Source organism: Serratia sp. FS14, from assembly GCF_000695995.1.
GTDB classification, from domain to species: Bacteria; Pseudomonadota; Gammaproteobacteria; order Enterobacterales; family Enterobacteriaceae; genus Serratia; species Serratia nematodiphila.
The window spans coordinates 1,311,861-1,332,795 of record NZ_CP005927.1 but is presented as its reverse complement, the minus strand read 5'-3'; the positions used below and the strand labels follow the sequence as shown (position 1 = coordinate 1,332,795).

General features: G+C 62.7%; 12 protein-coding genes and 1 riboswitch. Of the genes, 5 read left to right on the top strand and 7 right to left on the bottom strand.

Annotation, left to right across the window (positions count from 1 at the left end; all coding sequences use genetic code 11):
- The first annotated feature begins 17 nt into the window (after positions 1–17).
- Positions 18–212: riboswitch (Lysine riboswitch) on the top strand.
- Positions 213–319: 107 nt separating this feature from the next.
- The 4 genes from lysC (at position 320) to L085_RS06075 (ending at position 9,683) form a co-directional block, all read left to right on the top strand.
- Positions 320–1,687, top strand: a complete 1,368-nt coding sequence (gene lysC / locus L085_RS06090; RefSeq protein ID WP_004936686.1) for a lysine-sensitive aspartokinase 3 — start codon at positions 320–322, stop codon at positions 1,685–1,687.
- Between the two features lie 144 nt (positions 1,688–1,831).
- Complete coding sequence (gene panS, locus L085_RS06085; protein WP_044030318.1) at positions 1,832–2,749, top strand: ketopantoate/pantoate/pantothenate transporter PanS; 918 nt, start codon at positions 1,832–1,834, stop codon at positions 2,747–2,749.
- Positions 2,750–3,134: 385 nt separating this feature from the next.
- Complete coding sequence (locus L085_RS06080; protein ID WP_044030317.1) at positions 3,135–4,814, top strand: ShlB/FhaC/HecB family hemolysin secretion/activation protein; 1,680 nt, start codon at positions 3,135–3,137, stop codon at positions 4,812–4,814.
- Between the two features lie 45 nt (positions 4,815–4,859).
- Positions 4,860–9,683, top strand: a complete 4,824-nt coding sequence (locus L085_RS06075; protein ID WP_044030316.1) for a hemagglutinin repeat-containing protein — start codon at positions 4,860–4,862, stop codon at positions 9,681–9,683.
- 46 nt (positions 9,684–9,729) lie between these two features.
- Here the strand turns inward: L085_RS06075 and L085_RS06070 are convergent, their stop codons facing one another.
- From L085_RS06070 to L085_RS06045, 6 genes are all read right to left on the bottom strand, one after another.
- A complete protein-coding gene (locus tag L085_RS06070; RefSeq protein WP_004936675.1) occupies positions 9,730–11,379 on the bottom strand; it encodes a Na/Pi cotransporter family protein in 1,650 nt (549 codons plus the stop codon).
- 207 nt (positions 11,380–11,586) lie between these two features.
- Complete coding sequence (locus L085_RS06065) at positions 11,587–12,579, bottom strand: ABC transporter ATP-binding protein (RefSeq protein WP_044030315.1); 993 nt, start codon at positions 12,577–12,579, stop codon at positions 11,587–11,589.
- 4 nt (positions 12,580–12,583) lie between these two features.
- The gene (locus L085_RS06060; RefSeq protein WP_044030314.1) at positions 12,584–13,369 is read right to left on the bottom strand and encodes an ABC transporter permease; all 786 of its coding nucleotides are present in this window, start codon (positions 13,367–13,369) and stop codon (positions 12,584–12,586) included.
- Positions 13,370–13,386: 17 nt separating this feature from the next.
- Positions 13,387–14,232, bottom strand: a complete 846-nt coding sequence (locus L085_RS06055) for an ABC transporter permease subunit (RefSeq protein WP_004936665.1) — start codon at positions 14,230–14,232, stop codon at positions 13,387–13,389.
- Entirely contained in the window at positions 14,229–15,038 is an 810-nt protein-coding gene (locus tag L085_RS06050) for an alkaline phosphatase family protein (RefSeq protein WP_044030312.1), read from the bottom strand. The genes L085_RS06055 and L085_RS06050 overlap by 4 nt, the downstream gene beginning before the upstream one ends.
- Before the next feature lie 11 nt (positions 15,039–15,049).
- A complete protein-coding gene (locus L085_RS06045; RefSeq protein ID WP_033631954.1) occupies positions 15,050–16,111 on the bottom strand; it encodes an ABC transporter substrate-binding protein in 1,062 nt (353 codons plus the stop codon).
- A gap of 193 nt (positions 16,112–16,304) precedes the next feature.
- Here L085_RS06045 and L085_RS06040 point away from each other — a divergent pair, with 193 nt between their 5' ends.
- On the top strand, positions 16,305–17,015 hold the full coding sequence (locus L085_RS06040; protein ID WP_015379250.1) for a UTRA domain-containing protein: 711 nt from the start codon (positions 16,305–16,307) through the stop codon (positions 17,013–17,015).
- Between the two features lie 38 nt (positions 17,016–17,053).
- Here L085_RS06040 and metH read toward each other — a convergent pair whose 3' ends face one another.
- Positions 17,054–20,749 (bottom strand): methionine synthase, encoded by a 3,696-nt coding sequence (metH, locus tag L085_RS06035; RefSeq protein WP_144240651.1) that lies wholly within the window; start codon positions 20,747–20,749, stop codon positions 17,054–17,056.
- Positions 20,750–20,935: the final 186 nt, after the last annotated feature.

Sequence of the window (20,935 nt, the reverse complement as noted above, 5' to 3'; positions counted from 1 at the left end):
CTTGCGCACCCGGTGCGCAAGCCAGAAGAGGCGCGTCGCCCAGGTAGAGTGTCAGAGGAGCCGTTTCTCCGTTGACGGCACCCGAGGGGGAGCGACGCCGAGGTAGGGTAATGGCCGGCCATTATCGTATCGACTACAGGGGCTGAATCCCCTGGGTTGTCACCAGGGGATCGCCCGCAGGGCGATCGACAAGGTGGGGCGCTTCTGGGTGTATCGTAGCCTGACCTCTACGCCTGCCCCCTGTTTACCGCTCTCCCCTTGTGCCAAGGCTATGGAATTACAGTGCCCCAAACGGGCATCCCTGACACGAGGTTTCTAGATGAACCAAGCAGCACCCCAGAATTCCACCGTGGTAGCCAAGTTCGGCGGCACCAGCGTCGCCGACTTTGAAGCCATGAACCGCAGTGCCGACGTCGTGCTGGCCAACCCGCAGGTCCGCCTGGTGGTGTTGTCCGCTTCGGCGGGCGTCACCAACCTGTTGGTCGCCCTGGCCGAGGGTTGCGAGGCCGACAAGCGCAATTACCAGCTTGATGAAATCCGGCGTATCCAGTACGCCATCCTCGATCGCCTCGCGGCGCCGGCGGTGATCCGCGACGAAATAGACCGCCTGCTGGAAAACATCGCCATGCTGTCGGAAGCCGCGTCGCTGGCCACCTCGACGGCGTTGACCGACGAACTGGTCAGCCATGGGGAGCTGATGTCCACCCTGTTGTTCGTTGAAATCCTGCGCGCCCGCAACGTGCAGGCCGAATGGTTCGACGTGCGCAAAGTGATGCGCACCGACGATCACTTCGGCCGCGCCGTGCCGGACAGCGCCGCGCTCAGCGAACTGGCCCGGGCGCAGTTGCAGCCGCGCCTGCAGGAAGCGCTGGTGGTCACCCAGGGCTTTATCGGCAGCGAGCCGAAGGGCCGCACCACCACGCTCGGCCGCGGCGGCAGCGACTATACCGCCGCGCTGCTCGGCGAAGCGCTCGGCGTCGGCCGGGTGGATATCTGGACCGACGTGCCGGGCATCTACACCACCGATCCGCGCGTGGTGCCGGCGGCCAAGCGCATCGACAAAATCGGTTTCGAAGAGGCGGCGGAAATGGCCACCTTCGGCGCTAAAGTGCTGCATCCGGCCACCCTGTTGCCGGCGGTGCGCAGCGATATTCCGGTGTTCGTCGGCTCCAGCAAGGATCCGGCGGCCGGCGGCACGCTGGTGTGCAACACCACCGAGAACCCGCCGCTGTTCCGCGCGCTGGCGCTGCGCCGCAAGCAAACGCTGCTGACGCTGCACAGCCTGAACATGCTGCACGCGCGCGGTTTCCTGGCCGAGGTGTTCAACATCCTGGCGCGCCATAATGTCTCCGTCGATCTGATCACCACTTCGGAAGTCAGCATCGCGCTGACCATGGACACCACCGGCGCCACCTCCGTCGGCGGTAGCCTGCTGACCACCTCACTGCTGACCGAACTGTCGTCGCTGTGCCGGGTGGAAGTGGAAGAAAACCTGGCGCTGGTGGCGATCATCGGCAACCAGCTGTCGCGCGCCTGCGGCGTGGGCAAAGAGGTGTTCGGCGTGCTCGATCCGTTCAATATCCGCCTGATCTGCTACGGCGCCAGCAGCTATAACCTGTGCTTCCTGGTGCCGGGCGAAGAAGCCGAGCAGGTGGTGCGTACCCTGCATCACAACCTGTTCGAATAAGTCATTATCCCTGATTGCGGGCGCAGCATGCTGCGCCCCTGCGTCTAAAAAATCCGTTCAAAACCTGCAGGGGTTCAGCATGTTGAGCCCGCAATAAAAACACAACCACATCCACCGTTCTCAATCTGGCTAAGGAAAACCTGCATGCTGGCACTACTCACGCGCTTATTCCCCCTCTGGGCGATACTGCTGTCCGTCGCCGCGTATTACACGCCGACCACCTTTACCGGTATCGGCCCCTACGTCAGCCCGCTGCTGATGCTGATCATGTTCGCCATGGGCGTCACGCTGCGGCTCGACGACTTCAAACGCGTGCTGGCGCGCCCCGGCCCGGTGGCGGCAGGCATCTTCCTGCATTATCTGATCATGCCGCTGGCGGCCTGGATCCTGGCGATGCTGTTCCGCATGCCGCCGGATCTGTCCGCCGGCATGGTGCTGGTGGGCAGCGTGGCCAGCGGCACCGCCTCCAACGTGATGATCTATCTGGCCAAGGGTGACGTGGCGCTGTCGGTGACCATCTCGGCGGTCTCGACGCTGGTGGGGGTGTTCGCCACGCCGCTGCTGACCCGTCTGTACGTCGACGCCGAGATCAGCGTCGATATCATGGGCATGCTGTTGAGCATTCTGCAGATTGTGGTGATCCCGATCGGCCTGGGCCTGATCGTCCACCATACCCTGACCAAGGCAGTGAAACGCATCGAGCCACTGTTGCCGGCGTTGTCGATGGTGTGCATTCTGGCGATCATCAGCGCGGTGGTGGCGGGCAGCCAAAGCCATATCGCTTCGGTCGGCCTGGTCGTTATCATCGCGGTGATCCTGCACAACGGCATCGGTCTGCTGAGCGGCTACTGGGGCGGTAAACTGTTCGGTTTCGACGAGTCCACCTGCCGCACGCTGGCGATCGAAGTCGGTATGCAGAACTCCGGGTTGGCGGCCACACTGGGCAAAATCTACTTCTCGCCGCTGGCCGCGCTGCCAGGCGCGCTGTTCTCGGTCTGGCACAACCTCTCCGGTTCGCTGCTGGCGGGTTATTGGTCCGGCCGCCCTATCAAGAAGAAATAAACCGCCTGTAGGGACGCAAACAATTGCGTCCCTTTTCTTTCCTGCGAAATTTCGTATTTCCCACTGGTCGGATTGTCATAATTCCCCTCATCCCCTATCATCCGTGAAAAATAAAAATTCAGATTCTTCCTATCCATGCCGATAATGTTGGTAAGAGGAAGAGACGCTCCACTTTTTTTAATTAATTAAGTCACCAGGGTTGCCCGCCATAAAAGAAGCAGCCTAATTATTATTTAGATATATACCCACCGTCTTATTTGCTGCGGCAAATCAAGATACCTCGCAATGTGCATGTCGCTCATTATTTCGGGCCGGCCGTCGGCCGCCCGTGGTTAACCTCATGGATTGGGCTGGCTGCCCCGGCGGCCTCTCCGAATGGATTACAATGATAAAAAAACTCACCGCCTTGACACTGCTGGTCAGCACGGCCCTTTCCGCCGAAACCCTGCCGGACTCCCACATGATGATGGACATGTCGATGGGGGAATCACGGCGCGCGTTGCAAGACAGCACGCGTGAAGTCAACCAGTTGATTGAGCAACGCCGCTACCAGCAGCTGAAGCAACAGCGCCTGCTGGCGGAACCGGAACCGGCCGCGCCCGCACTGCCGCAGTCCGCGCAGTGCCTGCCGATCGCCGGCGTTTATCTGCAGGGAATCACCCTACTCTCACCGGGTGATTTATCTGCGCTGAGCGCGCTGCCGGAAAACTGCATCAGCAGCAACGATATCAATCGCTTGACCCGTGAATTAACGCGTCTTTATGTGCAAAAGGGCTATATCACCGCGCGCGTGCAAATTGTTCGCCCTAATTCACAAGGAGAATTGGGGTTAAGCGTGACGGAAGGATTTATCGAGAAAATAGAAGGCGGCGATAGCTGGGTCAACAGCCGTTTATTATTTCCGGGGCTGGAAGGCAAGCCGTTGAAATTAACCGAGCTCGATCAGGGATTGGATCAGGCCAACCGTTTGCAATCAAATACCACCAAGCTGGATATATTGCCCGGCCGCCAGGTTGGCGGTTCGGTTATTCGTTTGCGCAATCAGCATGCCAAGCCCTGGCTGATTACCGCCGGCACGGATAATTACGGCCAAAAAAGCACCGGCCGGTGGCTGGCGCGCGCCACTGCCACGTTGGACAGCCCGTTTGGCCTGTCGGACTTTGTCAGCCTGAACGCCAACAGCACGCTGGAAAACCCGGCTCACCGCTATAATCGCGCCTACACCCTGCTCTATTCGCTGCCGTACGGCGCGTTCACCTTCAGCGGGTTCGCCAGCTTCTCATCCTATGAAAACCACCAGCAGCTGCCGCACAACGTGGTCAAACTGCACGGCCAGACCCAACAGTACGGGCTGCGCAGCGACTACGTGTTTTATCGCGATCACGATCAGATAGACAGCCTGAGCGGCCAGCTGACCTACAAGCGCATCGACAACTACTTCGAAAGCGTGCGCCTTGAGGTCAGCAGCCCAACGCTGACCCTGGCCGAACTGAGCGCCAGCCACCTGCAAATTCTGCCCAATGGCGTGTTCAGCGCCAGCCTCAGCGTCGAGCAGGGGATGCCGTGGCTGGGGGCCGGCCGCCACCCGAGTTCGGTGCACCTCGACAGCCAGTTCACCAAAGGCAAGCTGTTCGCCAACCTCAGCCAGCGCCTCCAGCTGGGTGGCGCCACCTATCAGCTCAACAATCTGTTCTACGGCCAGTACAGCCGCGACCCGCTGCCCGGCGTGGAGTGGCTGAGCCTCACCGATCGCGGCGCCGTACGCGGCTTTAGCCGCAGCACCCAGTCCGGCGACAACGGCTGGTATCTGCAGAACACGCTGTCGCGCAGCTTCAATTTAGGCGCCGCCACGCTGACGCCGCGCCTTGGCGCCGACGTCGGCCGCATTCTGCCGCGTCAGGACAACTCGGGCTGGCGCAGCAGCGCCGGGGTGAGCAGCGGCGCCACGTTACGTTACCGCCAGGCGCTGGTCGATCTCGAGGTCAGCCGCGGCTGGATTTTGTCTAACCACGCTACGCCGGAAGATCCCGTTCAGGTGTTGGCCCGCTTTTCTTACACCTTTTAATCAACAGTTTTGCAGGACCCCACGGCAATATACGGAGATACATGGATGAAAAATAATAACTTCAGACTTTCGGCGGCAGGCAAACTGGCCGCCGCGCTGGCGATTATTCTCGCCGCTTCCGCCGGCGCCTACGCCGCAGAGATCGTTGCGGCCAACGGCGCCAACGGCCCCGGCGTCTCCACCGCCGCCACCGGCGCGCAGGTGGTCGATATCGTCGCGCCGAACGGCAACGGGCTGTCGCACAACCAATATCAGGACTTCAACGTCAACCAGCCCGGCGCGGTGCTGAACAACTCCCGCGAGGCGGGACTGTCGCAGCTGGCCGGCCAACTGGGCGCCAACCCCAATCTGGGCGGACGCGAAGCCAGCGTGATCCTCAATGAAGTGATCGGCCGCAATCCGTCGCTACTGCATGGCCAGCAAGAGATCTTCGGCATGGCGGCCGACTACGTGCTGGCCAACCCGAACGGCATCAGCTGTCAGGGCTGCGGGTTCATCAATACCAGCCATTCCTCACTGGTGGTCGGCAACCCGCTGGTGGAAAACGGCGTGCTGCAGGGTTACAGCACCTTCGGTAACCGCAACACCCTGAGCCTCAATGGCACCCTGAACGCCGGCGGCGTACTGGATCTGATCGCGCCGAAGATCGACAGCCGCGGCGAAGTGATCGTGCAAGATTTCAAACATTCGAATGGTAAAGTGACCTCGGCGACGATCAACGCCATCAGCGGCCTTAACCGGGTAGCGCGCGACGGCACGGTGCAGGCCAGCCAACAGACGCCGACCGCGCTGGACAGCTACTACCTCGGCAGCATGCAGGCCGGGCGCATCAACATCATCAACACCGCGCAGGGCAGCGGCGTGAAACTGGCCGGCTCGTTGAACGCCGGCGATGAACTCAAGGTGAAAGCCTATGATATCCGCAGCGAAAGCCGCGTCGACGACGCCAGCAGCAACAAAAACGGCGGTGATAACTATCAAAATTACCGTGGCGGCATCTACGTCAACGATCGCAGCAGCAGCCAGAAGCTGACCCGCACCGAGCTGAAAGGCAAGAACATCAGCCTGGTGGCGGATAATCATGCGCACCTCACCGCCACCGATATCCGCGGCGAAGACATTACGCTGCAGGGCGGTAAGCTGACGCTCGACGGCCAGCAGCTGAAGCAGACGCAAGGCCATACCGACGATCGCTGGTTCTACTCCTGGCAATATGACGTCACCCGCGAACGCGAGCAGCTGCAGCAGGCGGGCAGCACCGTCGCCGCCAACGGCAGCGCCAAACTCATCAGCACCCAGGAAGACGTGAAGCTGCTGGGCGCCAATGTCAGCGCCGACCGTGCGCTGAGCGTCAAAGCGGCGCGCGACGTACACCTTGCCGGGCTGGTGGAGAAGGATAAATCCAGCGAGCGCGGCTACCAGCGCAATCACACCTCCAGCCTGCGCACCGGCAGATGGAGCAGCAGCGACGAAAGCGAAAGCCTGAAGGCCAGCGAACTGCGCAGCCAGGGCGAACTGACGTTGAAAGCCGGTCGCAATGTCTCGACTCAGGGCGCCAAGATCCACGCCCAGCGCGATCTGACGATCGATGCAGATAGCCAGATCCAGGTCGGGGTGCAGAAAACCGCCAACGCCAAAGCGGTGCGCGATGACAAAACCTCCTGGGGCGGCATCGGCGGCGGCGACAACAAAAACAACAGCAATCGCCGCGAGATCAGCCACGCTTCCGAGCTGACCAGCGGCGGCACCCTGCGCCTGAACGGTCAGCAAGGCGTCACCATTACCGGCAGCAAGGCGCGCGGCCAGAAAGGCGGCGAAGTCACCGCCACCCACGGCGGCCTGCGCATCGACAACGCGCTGAGCACCACCGTGGACAAAATCGACGCGCGCACCGGCACCGCCTTCAACATCACCAGCAGTTCGCACAAGGCCGACAACAGCTACCAGAGCAGCACCGCCAGCGAGCTGAAGTCCGACACCAACCTGACGCTGGTCAGCCACAAGGATGCCGACGTGATCGGCAGCCAGGTCGCCAGCGGCGGTGAGCTGAGCGTCGAGTCGAAGACCGGCAACATCAACGTCAAGGCGGCCGAGCGGCAGCAGAACATCGACGAGCAAAAGACCGCGCTCACCGTTAACGGCTACGCCAAAGAAGCCGGTGACAAGCAGTACCGCGCCGGTTTGCGCATCGAGCACACCCGCGACAGCGAGAAAACCACCCGCACCGAGAATAGCGCCTCAAGCCTCAGCGGCGGCAGCGTGAAGCTCAAGGCGGAGAAGGACGTGACCTTCAGCGGTTCTCAATTGGTCGCCGACAAAGGCGACGCCAGCGTCAGCGGCAACAAGGTTTCGTTCCTGGCGGCCGACGACAAAACGGCCTCAAACACCGAGCAAACCAAGATCGGCGGCGGTTTCTATTACACCGGCGGCATCGACAAACTCGGCAGCGGCGTGGAAGCCGGCTACGAGAACAGCAAAACCCAGACGCAAAGCAGCAAGGCGATCACCTCCGGCAGCGACGTCAAAGGCAATCTGACGATCAACGCCCGCGACAAGCTGACCCAGCAAGGCGCGCAGCACAGCGTCGGCGGCGCCTATCAAGAAAACGCCGCCGGCGTCGATCACCTTGCCGCTGCCGACACCGCCAGCACCACCACCACCAAAACCGACGTCGGCGTGAACATCGGCGCCAACGTCGATTACAGCGCCGTGACCCGTCCGGTCGAGCGCGCGGTCGGCAAGGCAGCCAAGCTGGACGCTACCGGCGTTATCAACGACATCGGCGGCATCGGCGCGCCTAACGTCGGCCTGGATATCGGCGCACAGGGCGGCAGCAGCGAAAAACACAGCAGCAGCTCGCAGGCGGTGGTCAGCTCGGTGAAAGCCGGCAGCATCGACATCAATGCCAAAGGCGAAGTGCGCGATCAGGGCACGCAGTACCAGGCGAGCAAAGGCGCGGTCAACCTGACGGCGGACAGCCACCGCAGCGAAGCCGCGGCAAACCGTCAGGACGAGCAGAGCCGCGACACCCGCGGCAGTGCCGGCGTGCGCGTCTACACCACCACCGGCAGCGATCTGACCGTGGACGCCAAGGGCGAAGGCGGCACCCAGCGCAGCAACAGCAGCGCCAGCCAGGCGGTGGCCGGCTCGATCGACGCGGCCAATGGCATCAACGTCAACGTGAAAAAAGACGCGGTCTATCAGGGTACCGCGCTGAACGGCGGCAGCGGTAAAACCGCCGTCAACGCCGGCGGCGATATCCGCTTCGATCAGGCCAGCGACAAACAGAGCGAGAACCACAGCGGCTTTAACGTCAAAGCGTCCGCCAAAGGCGGTTTCACCGCCGACAGCAAAAACTTCGGCGCCGGTTTCGGCGGCGGCACCAACAACGGTGAAAGCAGCAGCAGCACCGCGCAAGTCGGCAACGTCAACGGCCAGGGTGTGGCGCTGAAGGCGGGCCGCGATCTGACGCTGCAGGGCACCAACGTCAAGAGCCAGGGCGACGTCAGCCTGAACGCGGGCAACAAGGTCGCGCTGCAGGCGGCGGAATCGACCCAAACGCGTAAGGAAAGCAAGCTGTCCGGCAATATCGATCTGGGCGCCGGCAGCAGCGACAGCAAGGAAAAAACCGGCGGCAGCCTCTCCGCCGGCGGCGCGTTCGACATCGCCAAGGCGAATGAGTCCGCGACAGAACGCCAGGGCGTCACTATCGCCTCAGACGGCAAGGTCACCCTGTCCGCCAACGGCAAAGGCGATGACGCGCTGCATCTGCAGGGGACAAAAGTCAGCGGCGGCAGCGCCGCGCTCGAAGCGAAAAACGGCGGCATCCTGCTGGAATCCGCCAAGAACGAGCAGCATAAGGACAACTGGAATCTGGGCATCAAAGCCAACGCCAGAGGCGGTCAAACCTTCAACAAGGACGCAGGCGGCAAGGTCGATCCGAACACCGGCAAAGACACCCACACGCTGGGCGCAGGTCTGAAAGTCGGCGTGGAGCAGCAGGATAAAACCACCCACGCCAACACCGGCATCACCGCGGGCGACGTGGCGCTCAACAGCGGCAAAGACACCCGCCTTGCCGGCGCGCGCGTCGACGCCAACAGCGTACAGGGCAAGGTGGGCGGCGATCTGCGCGTTGAAAGCCGCAAAGACGTCGAGACAGGCGTGAAGGTGGATGTGGATGCCGGTCTGAGCCACAGCAACGATCCGGGCAGCAGCATCACCTCCAAGCTGTCGAAGGTCGGCACGCCGCGCTACGCCGGTAAAGTGAAAGAGAAACTGGAAGCCGGGGTGAACAAAGTGGCCGACGCCACCACCGACAAGTACAACAGCGTGGCGCGTCGCCTCGATCCGCAGCAGGATACCACCGGTGCAGTCAGCTTCAGCAAGGCTGACGGCAAAGTCACGCTGCCGGAAACGCCGGCCGGCGAAAAACCGCAGGGCCCACTGTGGGATCGCGGCGCACGCACCGTCGGCGGCGCGGTGAAAGACAGCATCACCGGGCCGGCGGGTCGCCAGGGGCAGCTCAAGGTCAATGCCGACGTGGTGAACAACAATGCGGTCGGCGAGCAATCGGCGATTGCCGGTAAGCACGGCGTGGCGCTGCAGGTCGGCGGCCAAACCCAGCTGACCGGCGGCGAAATCCGCAGCCAGCAGGGCAAGGTGGAACTGGGCGGTAGCCAGGTCAGCCAGCAGGACGTCAGCGGCCAGCGCTATCAGGGCGGCGGCCGCGTCGATGCGGCCGCCACGGTAGGTGGACTGTTAGGCGGCGCGGCGAAGCAAAGCGTCAACGGCAACGTGCCGTTCGCCAGCGGCCATGCCTCAACTCAGCAGGCGGACGCCAAAGCCGGCGTGTTCAGCGGCAAATAACGCGCCTCCCCTACGCAACGCCCCCGGTTTTTCGGGGGCGTTTTTTTTACAGCGTGCTTGGGGTGTCTTCCCAGTCGCGATCGTCATCTTTCGCATCCTGATCCAACACGTTGTAGGCCACGGCGCAAAACAGCGAGTTCAGGCGCTTCATGTCCCCCAACAATCCCAAATGCAGCGAACTGGTCTCGATGCTCTGCACGTTTTGCTGATGCAAACGATCGACGTGCGCATGCGCATAGCGGCGATCCAGAATGCGGAAGCGGTGCTTGGAACGGCGCAGGCGTTTGGCGCTGGTGACGTCGCCGGACAGGAACACCGACAGCCCCAGACGCAGGTTGCCGATCAGCCGTTCGTGCAACCCGTCCAGTTCCGCCAATCCTTCCGCCGAGAAGGCGCGGCGCGCGGCGTGCGATTTGGCGCCCACGTCGCCGGCCATGCGCTCGATGATGTCGCCCGCCTGTTCCAGGTTGAGCGCCATTTCGATGATTTCCGCCCAGCGGCGCGAATCTTCCTCGCCCAGATCTTCCTTCTGGATCTGCGCCAGATACAGCTTGATGGCGGTGTACAGCACGTCGACGTCATCGTCGAGTCGCCGCACCTCTTTATCCACGCCTTGCTTACCGTGCAGCACTTCGCGCTGCAGGATCATCATGTGTTCCACCACGTCGCCCATGCGCAGCGTTTCGCGCGCCGCGTTGGCCAGCGCCAGCGTCGGCGTATCCAGCGCGCTGGCGTCCAGATGACGCGGCCGCATGCGCGGGTCGTCGGCCGCCACGTCGACGATCAGCCGTTCGCACAGCGTCGCCATCGGCCCGGCCAGCGGGATCATCACCAGACAACGGATCAGGTTGTAGAACACGTGGAAATAGATCACCAGCTCTTCGCTGCCGCCCGGCAGTTGAGCCATCACATCCGCCAGATAGGAGACGAACGGCAACACCAGGATGCAGCCCACCAATTTGAACAGCAGGCTGCCTAGCGCCACGCGCCGCCCGGCGGCGTTCTGGCCGCTGGCGTTGATCATCGCCAGCAGGCCGCTGCCGAGGTTGGCGCCGATCACCAGACAGAGCGCCACCTTCAGCGAAATCACGCCGGTGGCGGTCAGGGTGGCGGTCAGCAGCACCGCGGCCAGGCTGGAATAGCTGACGATGGCGAACAGCGCGCCGGTCAGGGCGTCCAGCATCACATCGCCGGTCAGCGACGAGAACAGCACTTTCACCCCTGCCGCCTGGGTGATCGGCGTGGCGGCGGCCACGATCAGTTCCAGCGCCAGCACGATCAGCCCCAGACCGATCAGAACGCGCCCGATCTGGCCGATCCGCATCTGTTTGCGGCTGAGGAACAGGAAGACGCCGACCAGGATCAGCAGCGGCGACAGCCAGGAAAGATCGAAGGTCAGCACGCGCGCCATCAGCGCGGTGCCGACGTCGGCGCCGAGCATGATCACCAGCGCAGGCGCCAGCCCCACCAGCCCCTGCGCGACGAAAGAGGTCACCAGCAGCGCGGTGGCGTTGCTGCTTTGCACCAGCGCGGTCACGCCGATGCCGGAAACGAACGCCAGCGGTTTTTTCTCAACGCTGTCGCTCAACACGCGCCGCAGATTGGCGCCGTAAACCCGCATGATCCCGGTGCGCACGATGTGGGTTCCCCACACCAACAGCGCCACGGACGAAAGCAGGTGAAGAAGGGTCAGCACGGAAGATACGCTCCATTAACGCCCGGCCAAAGGAGGCTGATACCCGATGCCTGTCACGCGAAGCAGAGAGGCGAGCCAAAGGATGACGGGTACAGCGCGCGGTCCCGCCTGCCGGGCGTGGGTCTGGCAGGACAGCGGGCGGGCGGCAGACCGCAGAAGAGAAGGGTTAAGGCGGCGGTGGGAGAGCCCCGGCGCCGCGCTGCGAAGTCATGCAACTTCCCGCAATACAACAGGTTCCAAGTGTAGCCCAATTTCCGCGCCGTCGGGCCGCAGATCGGCCACCGAACGGTTGAGCACGTCAACCAGCAACTCTACCTCGCGAACCTGAATCCGATAGCGTACCACATTCCCGAGCAAACTGTGGCCAAGGATCACCCCGCCGATCCCCTGTCCGGCCGGCAACAGCCCGATAGACTCGGGGCGGATCGCCACCTTGCCGGCATAGTTGCGCCCGGTCAGCCGGCCGGCCTGTTCGGCGCTCAGCAGGTTATAGTTGCCGATAAAACCGGCGGCGAAGGCGTCCGCCGGCTGGGTATACAGGGTTTCCGCATCACCGCTCTGCACGATCTGCCCCTTGTTCATCAGGACGATGCGATCCGACAGGGTCAGCGCCTCTTCCTGATCGTGGGTGACGAAGATCGCCGTCAGGTTCAGCTCGCGTTGAATGCGCCGGATCTGCTCGCGCAGATGTTTGCGGATGCGCGCGTCCAGCGCCGACAGCGGTTCGTCGAGCAGCAGCAGACGCGGGCGCGTGACCAGCGATCGCGCCAGCGCCACGCGCTGACACTGGCCGCCCGACAGCTGATGCGGATAGCGCTTCGCCAGATCGCTCAGCTCCACCAGCGCCAGCACCTCCTGCACCCGCTGGCCGATCTGCCCAGCCGCCAGCTTCTGCATTTTCAGGCCGAAGGCCACGTTGCCTTCCACCGTCATATTGGGAAACAGCGCATAGCTTTGGAACACCATGCCGATGCCGCGCTTTTGCGGCGCCAGCGGCACCAGATCCTGGCCCTGCAGCAAAATTTGCCCGCTGTCGACCGGGGTCAGGCCGGCCAGACAGCGCAACAGCGTCGACTTGCCGCAGCCGCTCGGCCCGAGCAGGGTGACAAACTCCCCCTCTTCGGCGGTGAAATCGATATCCTGAAACACCTGGGTCTGGCCATAGTGTTTGTTCAGGCGGGTGACGTTGAGATAAGCCATCGGGTTAACCCTTGTTTTTATTCAGCAGGTTCGCCAGCCAGGTGACGAGCAGCACCACGGCGAAATAGGAGATGACCAGCGCGCTGGTGAAATGCCCGCTGCCGTTGCGCATATTGAACAGATAGACCTGCAGCGTTTCATACTGGCTGCCCACCAGCAGGTTGGCGAACACGAACTCGCCGATCAGGAACGAAAACGACAGCAGCACGGCGATCGTTCCGCCCTTGCGCAGATTCGGCAGCACCACCCACAGCGCCGCCCGCCAGGTGCTGGCGCCGAGCAAGTGCGCGGCGTCCATCAGATCGCGCAGGTTGATCGCCTGCATGTTGTTGCTGATAGCCCGGTAGATAAACGGCAGCGCGATGGTGAAATAGCAGCCCACCAAAATCCAGGGGGTGCCGAGCAGCGGCAGCGGATCGGCGGCGAACAGTTGCATCAGCCCCACCGCCGACACCACCGGCGGCACGGCGAACGGCAGCAGGATCAGCACGTTCATCACCGCGTCAAGCCTAGGGAAGTAGTAAGCGATTACAAACATCGCCGGCAGGATCACCACCACCGACAGCAGCAACGTGCCAAAGCAGATCAGCAGCGAGTGCCACAGCGCCTGCAAAAAGCGCGGGTCGCTCCACAGCGCCGTCAGCCACTTCAGGGTAAAACCGTCCGGCAAAATGGTGGCGCCCCACTGGGTAGCCAGCGCGTAAATCAGCGTCGCCGCCAGCGGCAGCAGCAGGATCAACAGCAGCAGGCCGGTCACCGTGCGGTGGTACAAGCGTTCAACACGCGACATAAGCATTCTCCAGCCGGTTATGAGCGCGCATTGAGGTAGCTCCTGCGCAGCATCCATTGGTGGATCACCGTGATAAACGCCATCATCACCACCAGCAGCATCGCCAGCGCGCTGGCCAGGTTCGGATCGAGGGAGATGTCCCCCGCCACCAGTGCCGAGATGCGGATCGGGATCACGTTGAAGTTGCCGGTGGTCAGCGCATACACCGTGGCGTAGGCGCCCAGCGCGTTGGCCAGCAGGATGACGAAGGTGCCCATCAGCGCCGGCGCCAGCACCGGCAGGCCAATATGCCGCCAGTAGCGCCAGGGGCCGGCGCCGAGCAGCGCCGCCGATTCGCGCCAGTCGGCGCGCAGCGCGTCGAATGCCGGATACAGCAGCAGCACCCCGAGCGGGATCTGGAAGTAGGTATACAGCACGATCAGGCCGCTCTTCGAATAGAGGTTGAAGCTCTCCATCAGGCCGTATTTGCGCAGCAGCAACGTCAGGCAACCGTTCAGCCCCAGCAGAATGACGAAGGCGAACGCCAGCGGCACCCCGGCGAAGTTGCTGGTCATGTTGGTGAACGACATCACGAAGTCATGAAACCGGGTCTGGCCGAGCTGGCGCAGTGAGTAACTGCCAACTAATGCGATCAGCAAGCCGTAGACGCTCGACCATAACGAGATCTCCAGCGAGAACTGAAACGCCTGCAGGTAGAACGGCGAGGTGAGGATATCGACATAGTTGCCCCAGCCCCAGCCGCTGGTCTCGCTGAAAAAGCTGTGAATGGCGATCCACACCAGCGGGGCGATCTGAAACGCGCCGAACAGCACGATAAACGGCAGCAGGCACAGTGCGGCGATCCATTTGGTTTTGCTGTTCATCGCGCATCCTGCGCCAGCAACGCCCGGCAGCGCGGCTTGTCGTGCGGCGCCTGCAGCAGATCGCAGATCGTGCCGCACAGCTCGGTTTGCTGCGGATCGGCGTCGTCCAGGCTGAAGCCCGCGCCGAACACGAACAGCGGCACCTGGCGCTCTTCCGGCAACACCCCGCCGTGGCTGCGATCGTCGTTCATGCCGTGGTCGGCGGTGACCAGCACCTGATAACCGGCCGCCAGCCACTCGGGCAGATAGCGCGACAGCGAGCCGTCGGCGCGCCGCGCCGCGTTGCGGTACTGCGGCGAAGAGAGGCCGAAGCGGTGCCCGGCGTCGTCGATGTTCATCGGGTGGATCAGCAGAAAATCCGGCTGATGACGCTGGCGCAGGCTTTCGGCGTCGTCGAACAGATGGCTGTCGGGATAACCGTCGTCGTAATAGAAATGCCCGTGTTGAATCGGCAGCTCGGGGGCGTCGGTATGGCGGTCGCGCGCGGCGTCGAACGGCGTGCGGTTATACAATTCGCTGAACCAGTGGTAAGCGGCGGCGGCGGTGCTCAGCCCAGCGGCGCGCGCGTAATGAAACACACTTTGTTGATGAGAAAGGCGCGAGACGTGATTGTGCACCACGCCGCTCTCCACCGGCGTGACGCCGGTGAGAATGCATTCATACAGCGGCCGGGAGAGCGAGGGCAACTCGCTCTCCAGCAGGTACAACCGCCCGCGTCCCGCCGCGCATTCGGCCTGCAGATACCCCATAGCGTCGTGCGCCACCCGGTAGTTGAGGCCGTCCAGCAGCACGAGGATCGTTTTCATGGTGCGTTAACTCACTGCTGCATAAACATAATGACGTTTTCCTGCCACAGGCGCGGCAGCGCTTTGGCGCTCTGTTCCCAGGCCGCCGGATCGGCGATCGGATGCGCATTCTTGTACTGCTCGGCCGGCAGCAGCTTGGCCTTGACGTCGTCCGGCAGCGTCAGATGTTCGGCGCGGATCGGGCGGGCATAGCCGCGCGCCAGGTTGATCTGGCCGGCGTCGGAGAAGATGTATTCGCGCGCCAGCTTGGCGGCGTTCGGGTGCTTGGCGTATTTGTTGATGATGGTGGTGTAGCCGGAAGTGATCGAACCGTCCGACGGGATCAGCACTTCAAAACGGGTTTTGTCGATCTGATCGCGGTAGTTCAGGCCGTTGAAGTCCCACACCACGCCAACCTGCACTTCCCCTTTCTCCAGCGATGCGATCACCGGGTTACTCAGGCTCAGGCGGCCGGCCTTGGCCAGCTTGCCGAAGAATTCCAGGCCCGGCTTGAGGTTTTTCTCGTTGCCGCCCATGGCGTAGGTGGCCGCCAGCACGCCGCTGGCCGCCTGCGACGCGGTGCCGACGTCGCCGATGGTGACCTGATAGCTGCCCTTGAGCAGATCGGCCCAGCTGTGCGGGATGTCTTTCACCTGCTGCTTGTTGATGATGAAGGCGATGGTGCCGGTGTAAGCCAGCGCCCAGTGGCCGTCTTTGTCTTTCGCCCACTCCGGCACCTGATCCCAGGTAGACGGTTTGTACGGCTGCGTTACGCCCTTCTGCACCGCCACCGGGCCGAAGGCCGCGCCGACGTCACCGATGTCCGCCGTGGCGTTGTTCTTTTCCGCATCGAATTTGGCGATCTCTTGCGCAGAGCTCATGTCGGTATCGACATGCTTCAGGCCGTACTTGCTCAACAGATCTTGCCAGGTGCCTTTCCAGTTGGCCCAGCTGTCCGGCATGCCGACGCTGTTGACTTCGCCTTCTTTCTTCGCGGCCTGCTCCAGCGCCGCCAGATCGGTATCCGCGGCCCAGCTCATCTGGCTGGATAACACGATGGCACTGGTTAACACAGAAGCGCACAAACGTTTCATAACTGATGCTCCAGGTGGTAGTGTGGGGATAGCTGGACTAGTCCAGCAAGGACCAAACCAATCTAACGGACGAATGTGATAATTATATGTCAGCTTAAAAAAGCGACAGTTTTATCACCCATTGCAACGGCGAAAACGCGACGCTGGTCTACCTTAAGGAAGGCCAAACGCACTGAAACGGGACACCCGCTGTATGAGTGAAGCACCGACGACCGTCGCCACCATCTGCCAAACGCTGAGCGCCCGCATCACCGCCGGCGAGTTCGCCGCGGGCGGCAAGCTGCCCTCCGAGCGCGCCCTGAGCGAACAGTTCGCCACCACCCGCATTACCTTGCAGGAGGCGCTCGGCCAGCTGGAGGCGCAGGGCGTCATCTACCGCCAGGTGCGGCGCGGCTGGTTCATCTCGCCTCCACGTTTGATCTACAACCCGTTGCAGCGCAGCCATTTTCACGCCATGGCGCAGCAGCAGGGGCGCGCCGCCCATACCGAAGCGATCGACAGCGCGGTCGTCACGCTCGACGCGCCGCTGGCCGGCCGCCTGGCGCTGCCTCCCGGCGCGCAGGCCTATCGCATTCGCCGGCTGCGCTACATCGACGGGCGCGCGGTGCTGTACTGCGAGCACTACCTCAATCCGGCCTATTTCCCCGGTATTCTGGACGAAGATCTGACCCAGTCGCTGACCGCGCTGTACGCCGCACGCTACGGCATTCACTACGGCCGGGTACGTTTCGACATGCTGCCCACCCTGCTGCCGCAGCAGGCCGCCGCCATGCTGAAGGTGACCTACGGCAGCCCGGCGCTGTTCATTACGCGGGTGAATCGCGATCAACATGACCGGGTGATCGATTGCGACCTGGAGTATTGGCGGTACGACGCGCTGCACATCGATGTGGAAGCGCTGTAAATGACAAGGGCGCATCGCTGCGCCCTTAAAGAGGAAAGTCAGTCGGCGTCGTAGCCGAGGTTTGGCGCCAGCCAGCGTTCGACCTCGCTCACGCTCATCCCTTTACGCGCCGCATAGTCTTCCACCTGATCGCGCTGGATCTGCGCCACCGCGAAGTACTTGCTCTCAGGATGGCTGAAGTACCAGCCGGACACCGCCGCCCCCGGCCACATGGCGAAGGACTCCGTCAGTTCCATGCCGGTGTGGCGATTGACGTCCAGCAGCTGCCAAATGGTCGCTTTTTCGGTGTGCTCCGGGCAGGCCGGGTAGCCCGGCGCCGGCCGGATGCCCTGATAGTTTTCGCGGATCAGTTCTTCGTTGCTCAGATTCTCGTCGGCGGCATAACCCCAGTGCAACTTGCGCACCTGTTCGTGCAGGTATTCGGCGAAAGCCTCCGCCAGACGATCCGCCAGCGCCTTGACCATGATTTTGTTGTAATCGTCGTGCTGTGCGTCGTACGCCGCCGCCAGCGCGTCCTCCTCCAGCCCGCCGGTCACCGCGAAGGCACCGAAGTAGTCGGCCTTGCCGCTGCTTTTCGGCGCCACGAAGTCCGCCAGGCAGTAGTTCGGGAAGTCGGTTTTTTCCGTCTGCTGACGCAGATGGCAGCTCACCGCCAGCACCTCGCTGCGCTGTTCGTCGCGGTACACTTCCACGTCGTCGCCGACGCGGTTGGCCGGGAACAGGCCGTAAACGCCGCGCGGGTTGAGGCTGCGCTCGGCGGCCAGCCGATCCAGCATCTGATTGGCGTCGTGGAACAGGCGCTTGGCCTCTTCCCCCACCACCTCGTCTTCCAGGATGCGCGGGTATTTGCCCGCCAGCGACCAGGTCATGAAGAACGGCGTCCAGTCGATATAGTGGCGCAGCGTCTCGATGCCGGCCGACACCGGGAATACGCCAAGCTGCCGTGGCGCCGGCGGCTGATAGTCGGCCCAGTCCAGCGCCATGGCGTTGGCGCGCGCCTTGTGCAAATCGACCGGCGGCGTGCGCGGTTTTTTGCGCGCGTGCTGAATGCGCACCGTTTCATACTCTTTGCGGGTGCGCGCCACAAACTCATCGCGCTGGGTGGCGGACAGCAGCGCCGCCACCACGCCCACGGTGCGCGAGGCGTTTTGCACGTAGGTGGTCGGGCCGCTGTAGTTCTGCTCGATTTTCACCGCGGTGTGCGCCTTGGAGGTGGTGGCGCCGCCGATCAGCAGCGGCAGGGTAAAGCCCTGGCGCTCCATCTCTTTGGCCACGTTGACCATCTCGTCGAGCGACGGCGTGATCAGCCCCGACAGGCCGATGATATCGACGTTCTCCTCGCGCGCGGTGCGCAGGATTTTCTCCGTCGGCACCATCACGCCCAGATCGACGATTTCATAGTTGTTGCACTGCAGCACCACGCCGACGATGTTCTTGCCGATGTCGTGCACGTCGCCCTTCACCGTCGCCAGCAGGATTTTCCCCGCGGAGGTGCCCTGCTGCTTGCTGGCCTCGATGTACGGTTCCAGGTAGGCCACCGCCTGCTTCATCACGCGGGCGGATTTCACCACCTGCGGCAGGAACATCTTGCCCTCGCCGAACAGATCGCCGACCACGTTCATCCCCGCCATCAGCGGCCCTTCAATCACTTCGATCGGGCGTTCGGCCTGCTGCCGCGCCTCTTCGGTGTCCAACTCGATAAACTCGGTGATGCCCTTCACCAGCGAATACTCCAGCCGCTTTTCCACCGGCCAACCGCGCCACTCCGCCTGCTGCACCGCCGCTTCGCCGTCTTTGCTGCCGCGGTACTTTTCCGCCAGCTCCAGCAGGCGTTCGGTGCCGTCCTCACGACGGTTGAGGATCACGTCCTCTACCGCCTCGCGCAGCTCGCCAGGCAGATCGTCGTAAATCGCCAGCTGCCCGGCGTTGACGATGCCCATGTCCATGCCATTGCGAATGGCGTGATACAGGAACACCGCGTGGATCGCTTCACGCACCGGATCGTTGCCGCGGAACGAGAACGACACGTTGGACACGCCGCCGGAGATCATCGCGTGCGGCAGGTGGGTTTTGATGTCGGCGCAGGCTTCGATAAAGTCGACGGCGTAGTTGTTGTGCTCTTCGATGCCGGTGGCGACGGCGAAGATGTTCGGGTCGAAAATGATGTCTTCCGGCGGGAAGCCGACGCGTTCGGTCAAAATTTTATAGGCGCGGCGACAGATCTCGAACTTGCGCTCGCGGGTGTCCGCCTGGCCCACTTCGTCGAACGCCATCACCACCACCGCGGCGCCATAGCGGCGCACCAGCCGGGCGTGGTGGATAAAGGCCTCTTCGCCCTCCTTCATCGAGATCGAGTTGACGATGCCCTTGCCCTGAATGCATTTCAGGCCTTTCTCGATAACGGACCACTTGGAGGAGTCGATCATGATCGGCACCCGGGCGATATCCGGCTCGCCGGCGATCAGGTTGAGGAAACGCACCATCGCCGCTTCGGCATCGAGCATCCCCTCGTCCATGTTGATGTCGATGATCTGCGCGCCGCTTTCGACCTGCTGTCGCGCCACGTCGAGCGCCTCGTTGTATTTCTCTTCTTTGATCAGGCGCTTGAATCGCGCCGAACCGGTGACGTTGGTGCGCTCGCCGACGTTGACGAACAGGGTGTTGGCGTCGATGGTCAACGGTTCCAGACCGGCCAGGCGGCAGGCGACCGGTATATCCGGCAGCCGGCGCGGCGGCACGCCCTCGACCGCCTTGGCCATCGCGGCGATATGTTCCGGCGTGGTGCCGCAGCAACCGCCGATGATATTGAGGAAGCCGGCCTGCGCCCACTCCCCGACCTGGCGCGCCATCTCGGCCGCATCCAGATCGTATTCGCCGAAGGCGTTCGGCAAACCGGCGTTCGGGTGCGCGGTGACGTAGGTCTCCGAGATGCGCGCCAGCTCGGCGACGTACTGACGCAGCTCATCCGGCCCCAGAGCGCAGTTCAGGCCGAAGGTCAGCGGCTTGACGTGGCGCAGCGAATTGTAAAACGCTTCGGTGGTCTGGCCGGACAGGGTGCGGCCGGAGGCGTCGGTGATGGTGCCGGAAATCATGATCGGCAGTTCCACCCCCAGCGCTTCGAATTCGGTTTCCACCGCAAAAGCGGCGGCCTTGGCGTTGAGGGTGTCGAAGATGGTCTCGATCATGATCAGATCGACGCCGCCCTCCACCAGCGCGCGGGTCGATTCGCGGTAAGCCGCCACCAGTTCATCGAACGAGATGTTGCGGAACGCCGGATCGTTGACGTTCGGCGAGATGGACGCGGTGCGGTTGGTCGGCCCCAACACCCCGGCGACGTAGCGCGGTTTTTCCGGCGTGCGCGCCGTCCATTCGTCGGCGCAGGCGCGCGCCAGGCAGGCGGCCTGATAGTTAATCTCGGCGGACAGCGACTCCATATGGTAGTCGGCCATGGCGATGGAGGTGGCGTTGAAGGTATTGGTCTCAAGGATATCAGCGCCCGCCTCGAGATAGGCGTAATGAATGGCGGTGATCACTTCCGGCTTGGTCAGCACCAGCAGATCGTTATTGCCTTTCAGATCGCTGCGCCAGTCGGCGAAACGCTCACCGCGGAAATCGCGCTCATCCAGACGGTAGCTCTGGATCATGGTGCCCATGCCGCCGTCCAACACCAAAATGCGCTGCGCTAACTGGCGGCGCAGTTGTTCTACTCGATTCGTCACTGTAACCCCTTCCATTGCCATCCAGCCCATTGCTCAACTGCCGCAAACACCAACGAGTCATCCTAGCACAGCTTGTAAGGACAAAGGGCCAGGCAACAATTGAGAGTTTTTCAGGTTGTGCGCCAACACCTCCGATGAGCTGACGGCGGCTTGCAATTCATCGGCAAAAAACGAAAATGAATTCCATCATACGGAAAAAGG

Coding starts and splice junctions, on each gene's coding strand:
- lysC (WP_004936686.1), top strand. CDS start 320: ATGAACCAAGCAGCACCCCAGAATTCCACCGTGGTAGCCAAGTTCGGC.
- panS (WP_044030318.1), top strand. CDS start 1,832: ATGCTGGCACTACTCACGCGCTTATTCCCCCTCTGGGCGATACTGCTG.
- L085_RS06080 (WP_044030317.1), top strand. CDS start 3,135: ATGATAAAAAAACTCACCGCCTTGACACTGCTGGTCAGCACGGCCCTT.
- L085_RS06075 (WP_044030316.1), top strand. CDS start 4,860: ATGAAAAATAATAACTTCAGACTTTCGGCGGCAGGCAAACTGGCCGCC.
- L085_RS06065 (WP_044030315.1), bottom strand. CDS start 12,579: ATGGCTTATCTCAACGTCACCCGCCTGAACAAACACTATGGCCAGACC.
- L085_RS06060 (WP_044030314.1), bottom strand. CDS start 13,369: ATGTCGCGTGTTGAACGCTTGTACCACCGCACGGTGACCGGCCTGCTG.
- L085_RS06055 (WP_004936665.1), bottom strand. CDS start 14,232: ATGAACAGCAAAACCAAATGGATCGCCGCACTGTGCCTGCTGCCGTTT.
- L085_RS06050 (WP_044030312.1), bottom strand. CDS start 15,038: ATGAAAACGATCCTCGTGCTGCTGGACGGCCTCAACTACCGGGTGGCG.
- L085_RS06045 (WP_033631954.1), bottom strand. CDS start 16,111: ATGAAACGTTTGTGCGCTTCTGTGTTAACCAGTGCCATCGTGTTATCC.
- L085_RS06040 (WP_015379250.1), top strand. CDS start 16,305: ATGAGTGAAGCACCGACGACCGTCGCCACCATCTGCCAAACGCTGAGC.
- metH (WP_144240651.1), bottom strand. CDS start 20,749: ATGGAAGGGGTTACAGTGACGAATCGAGTAGAACAACTGCGCCGCCAG.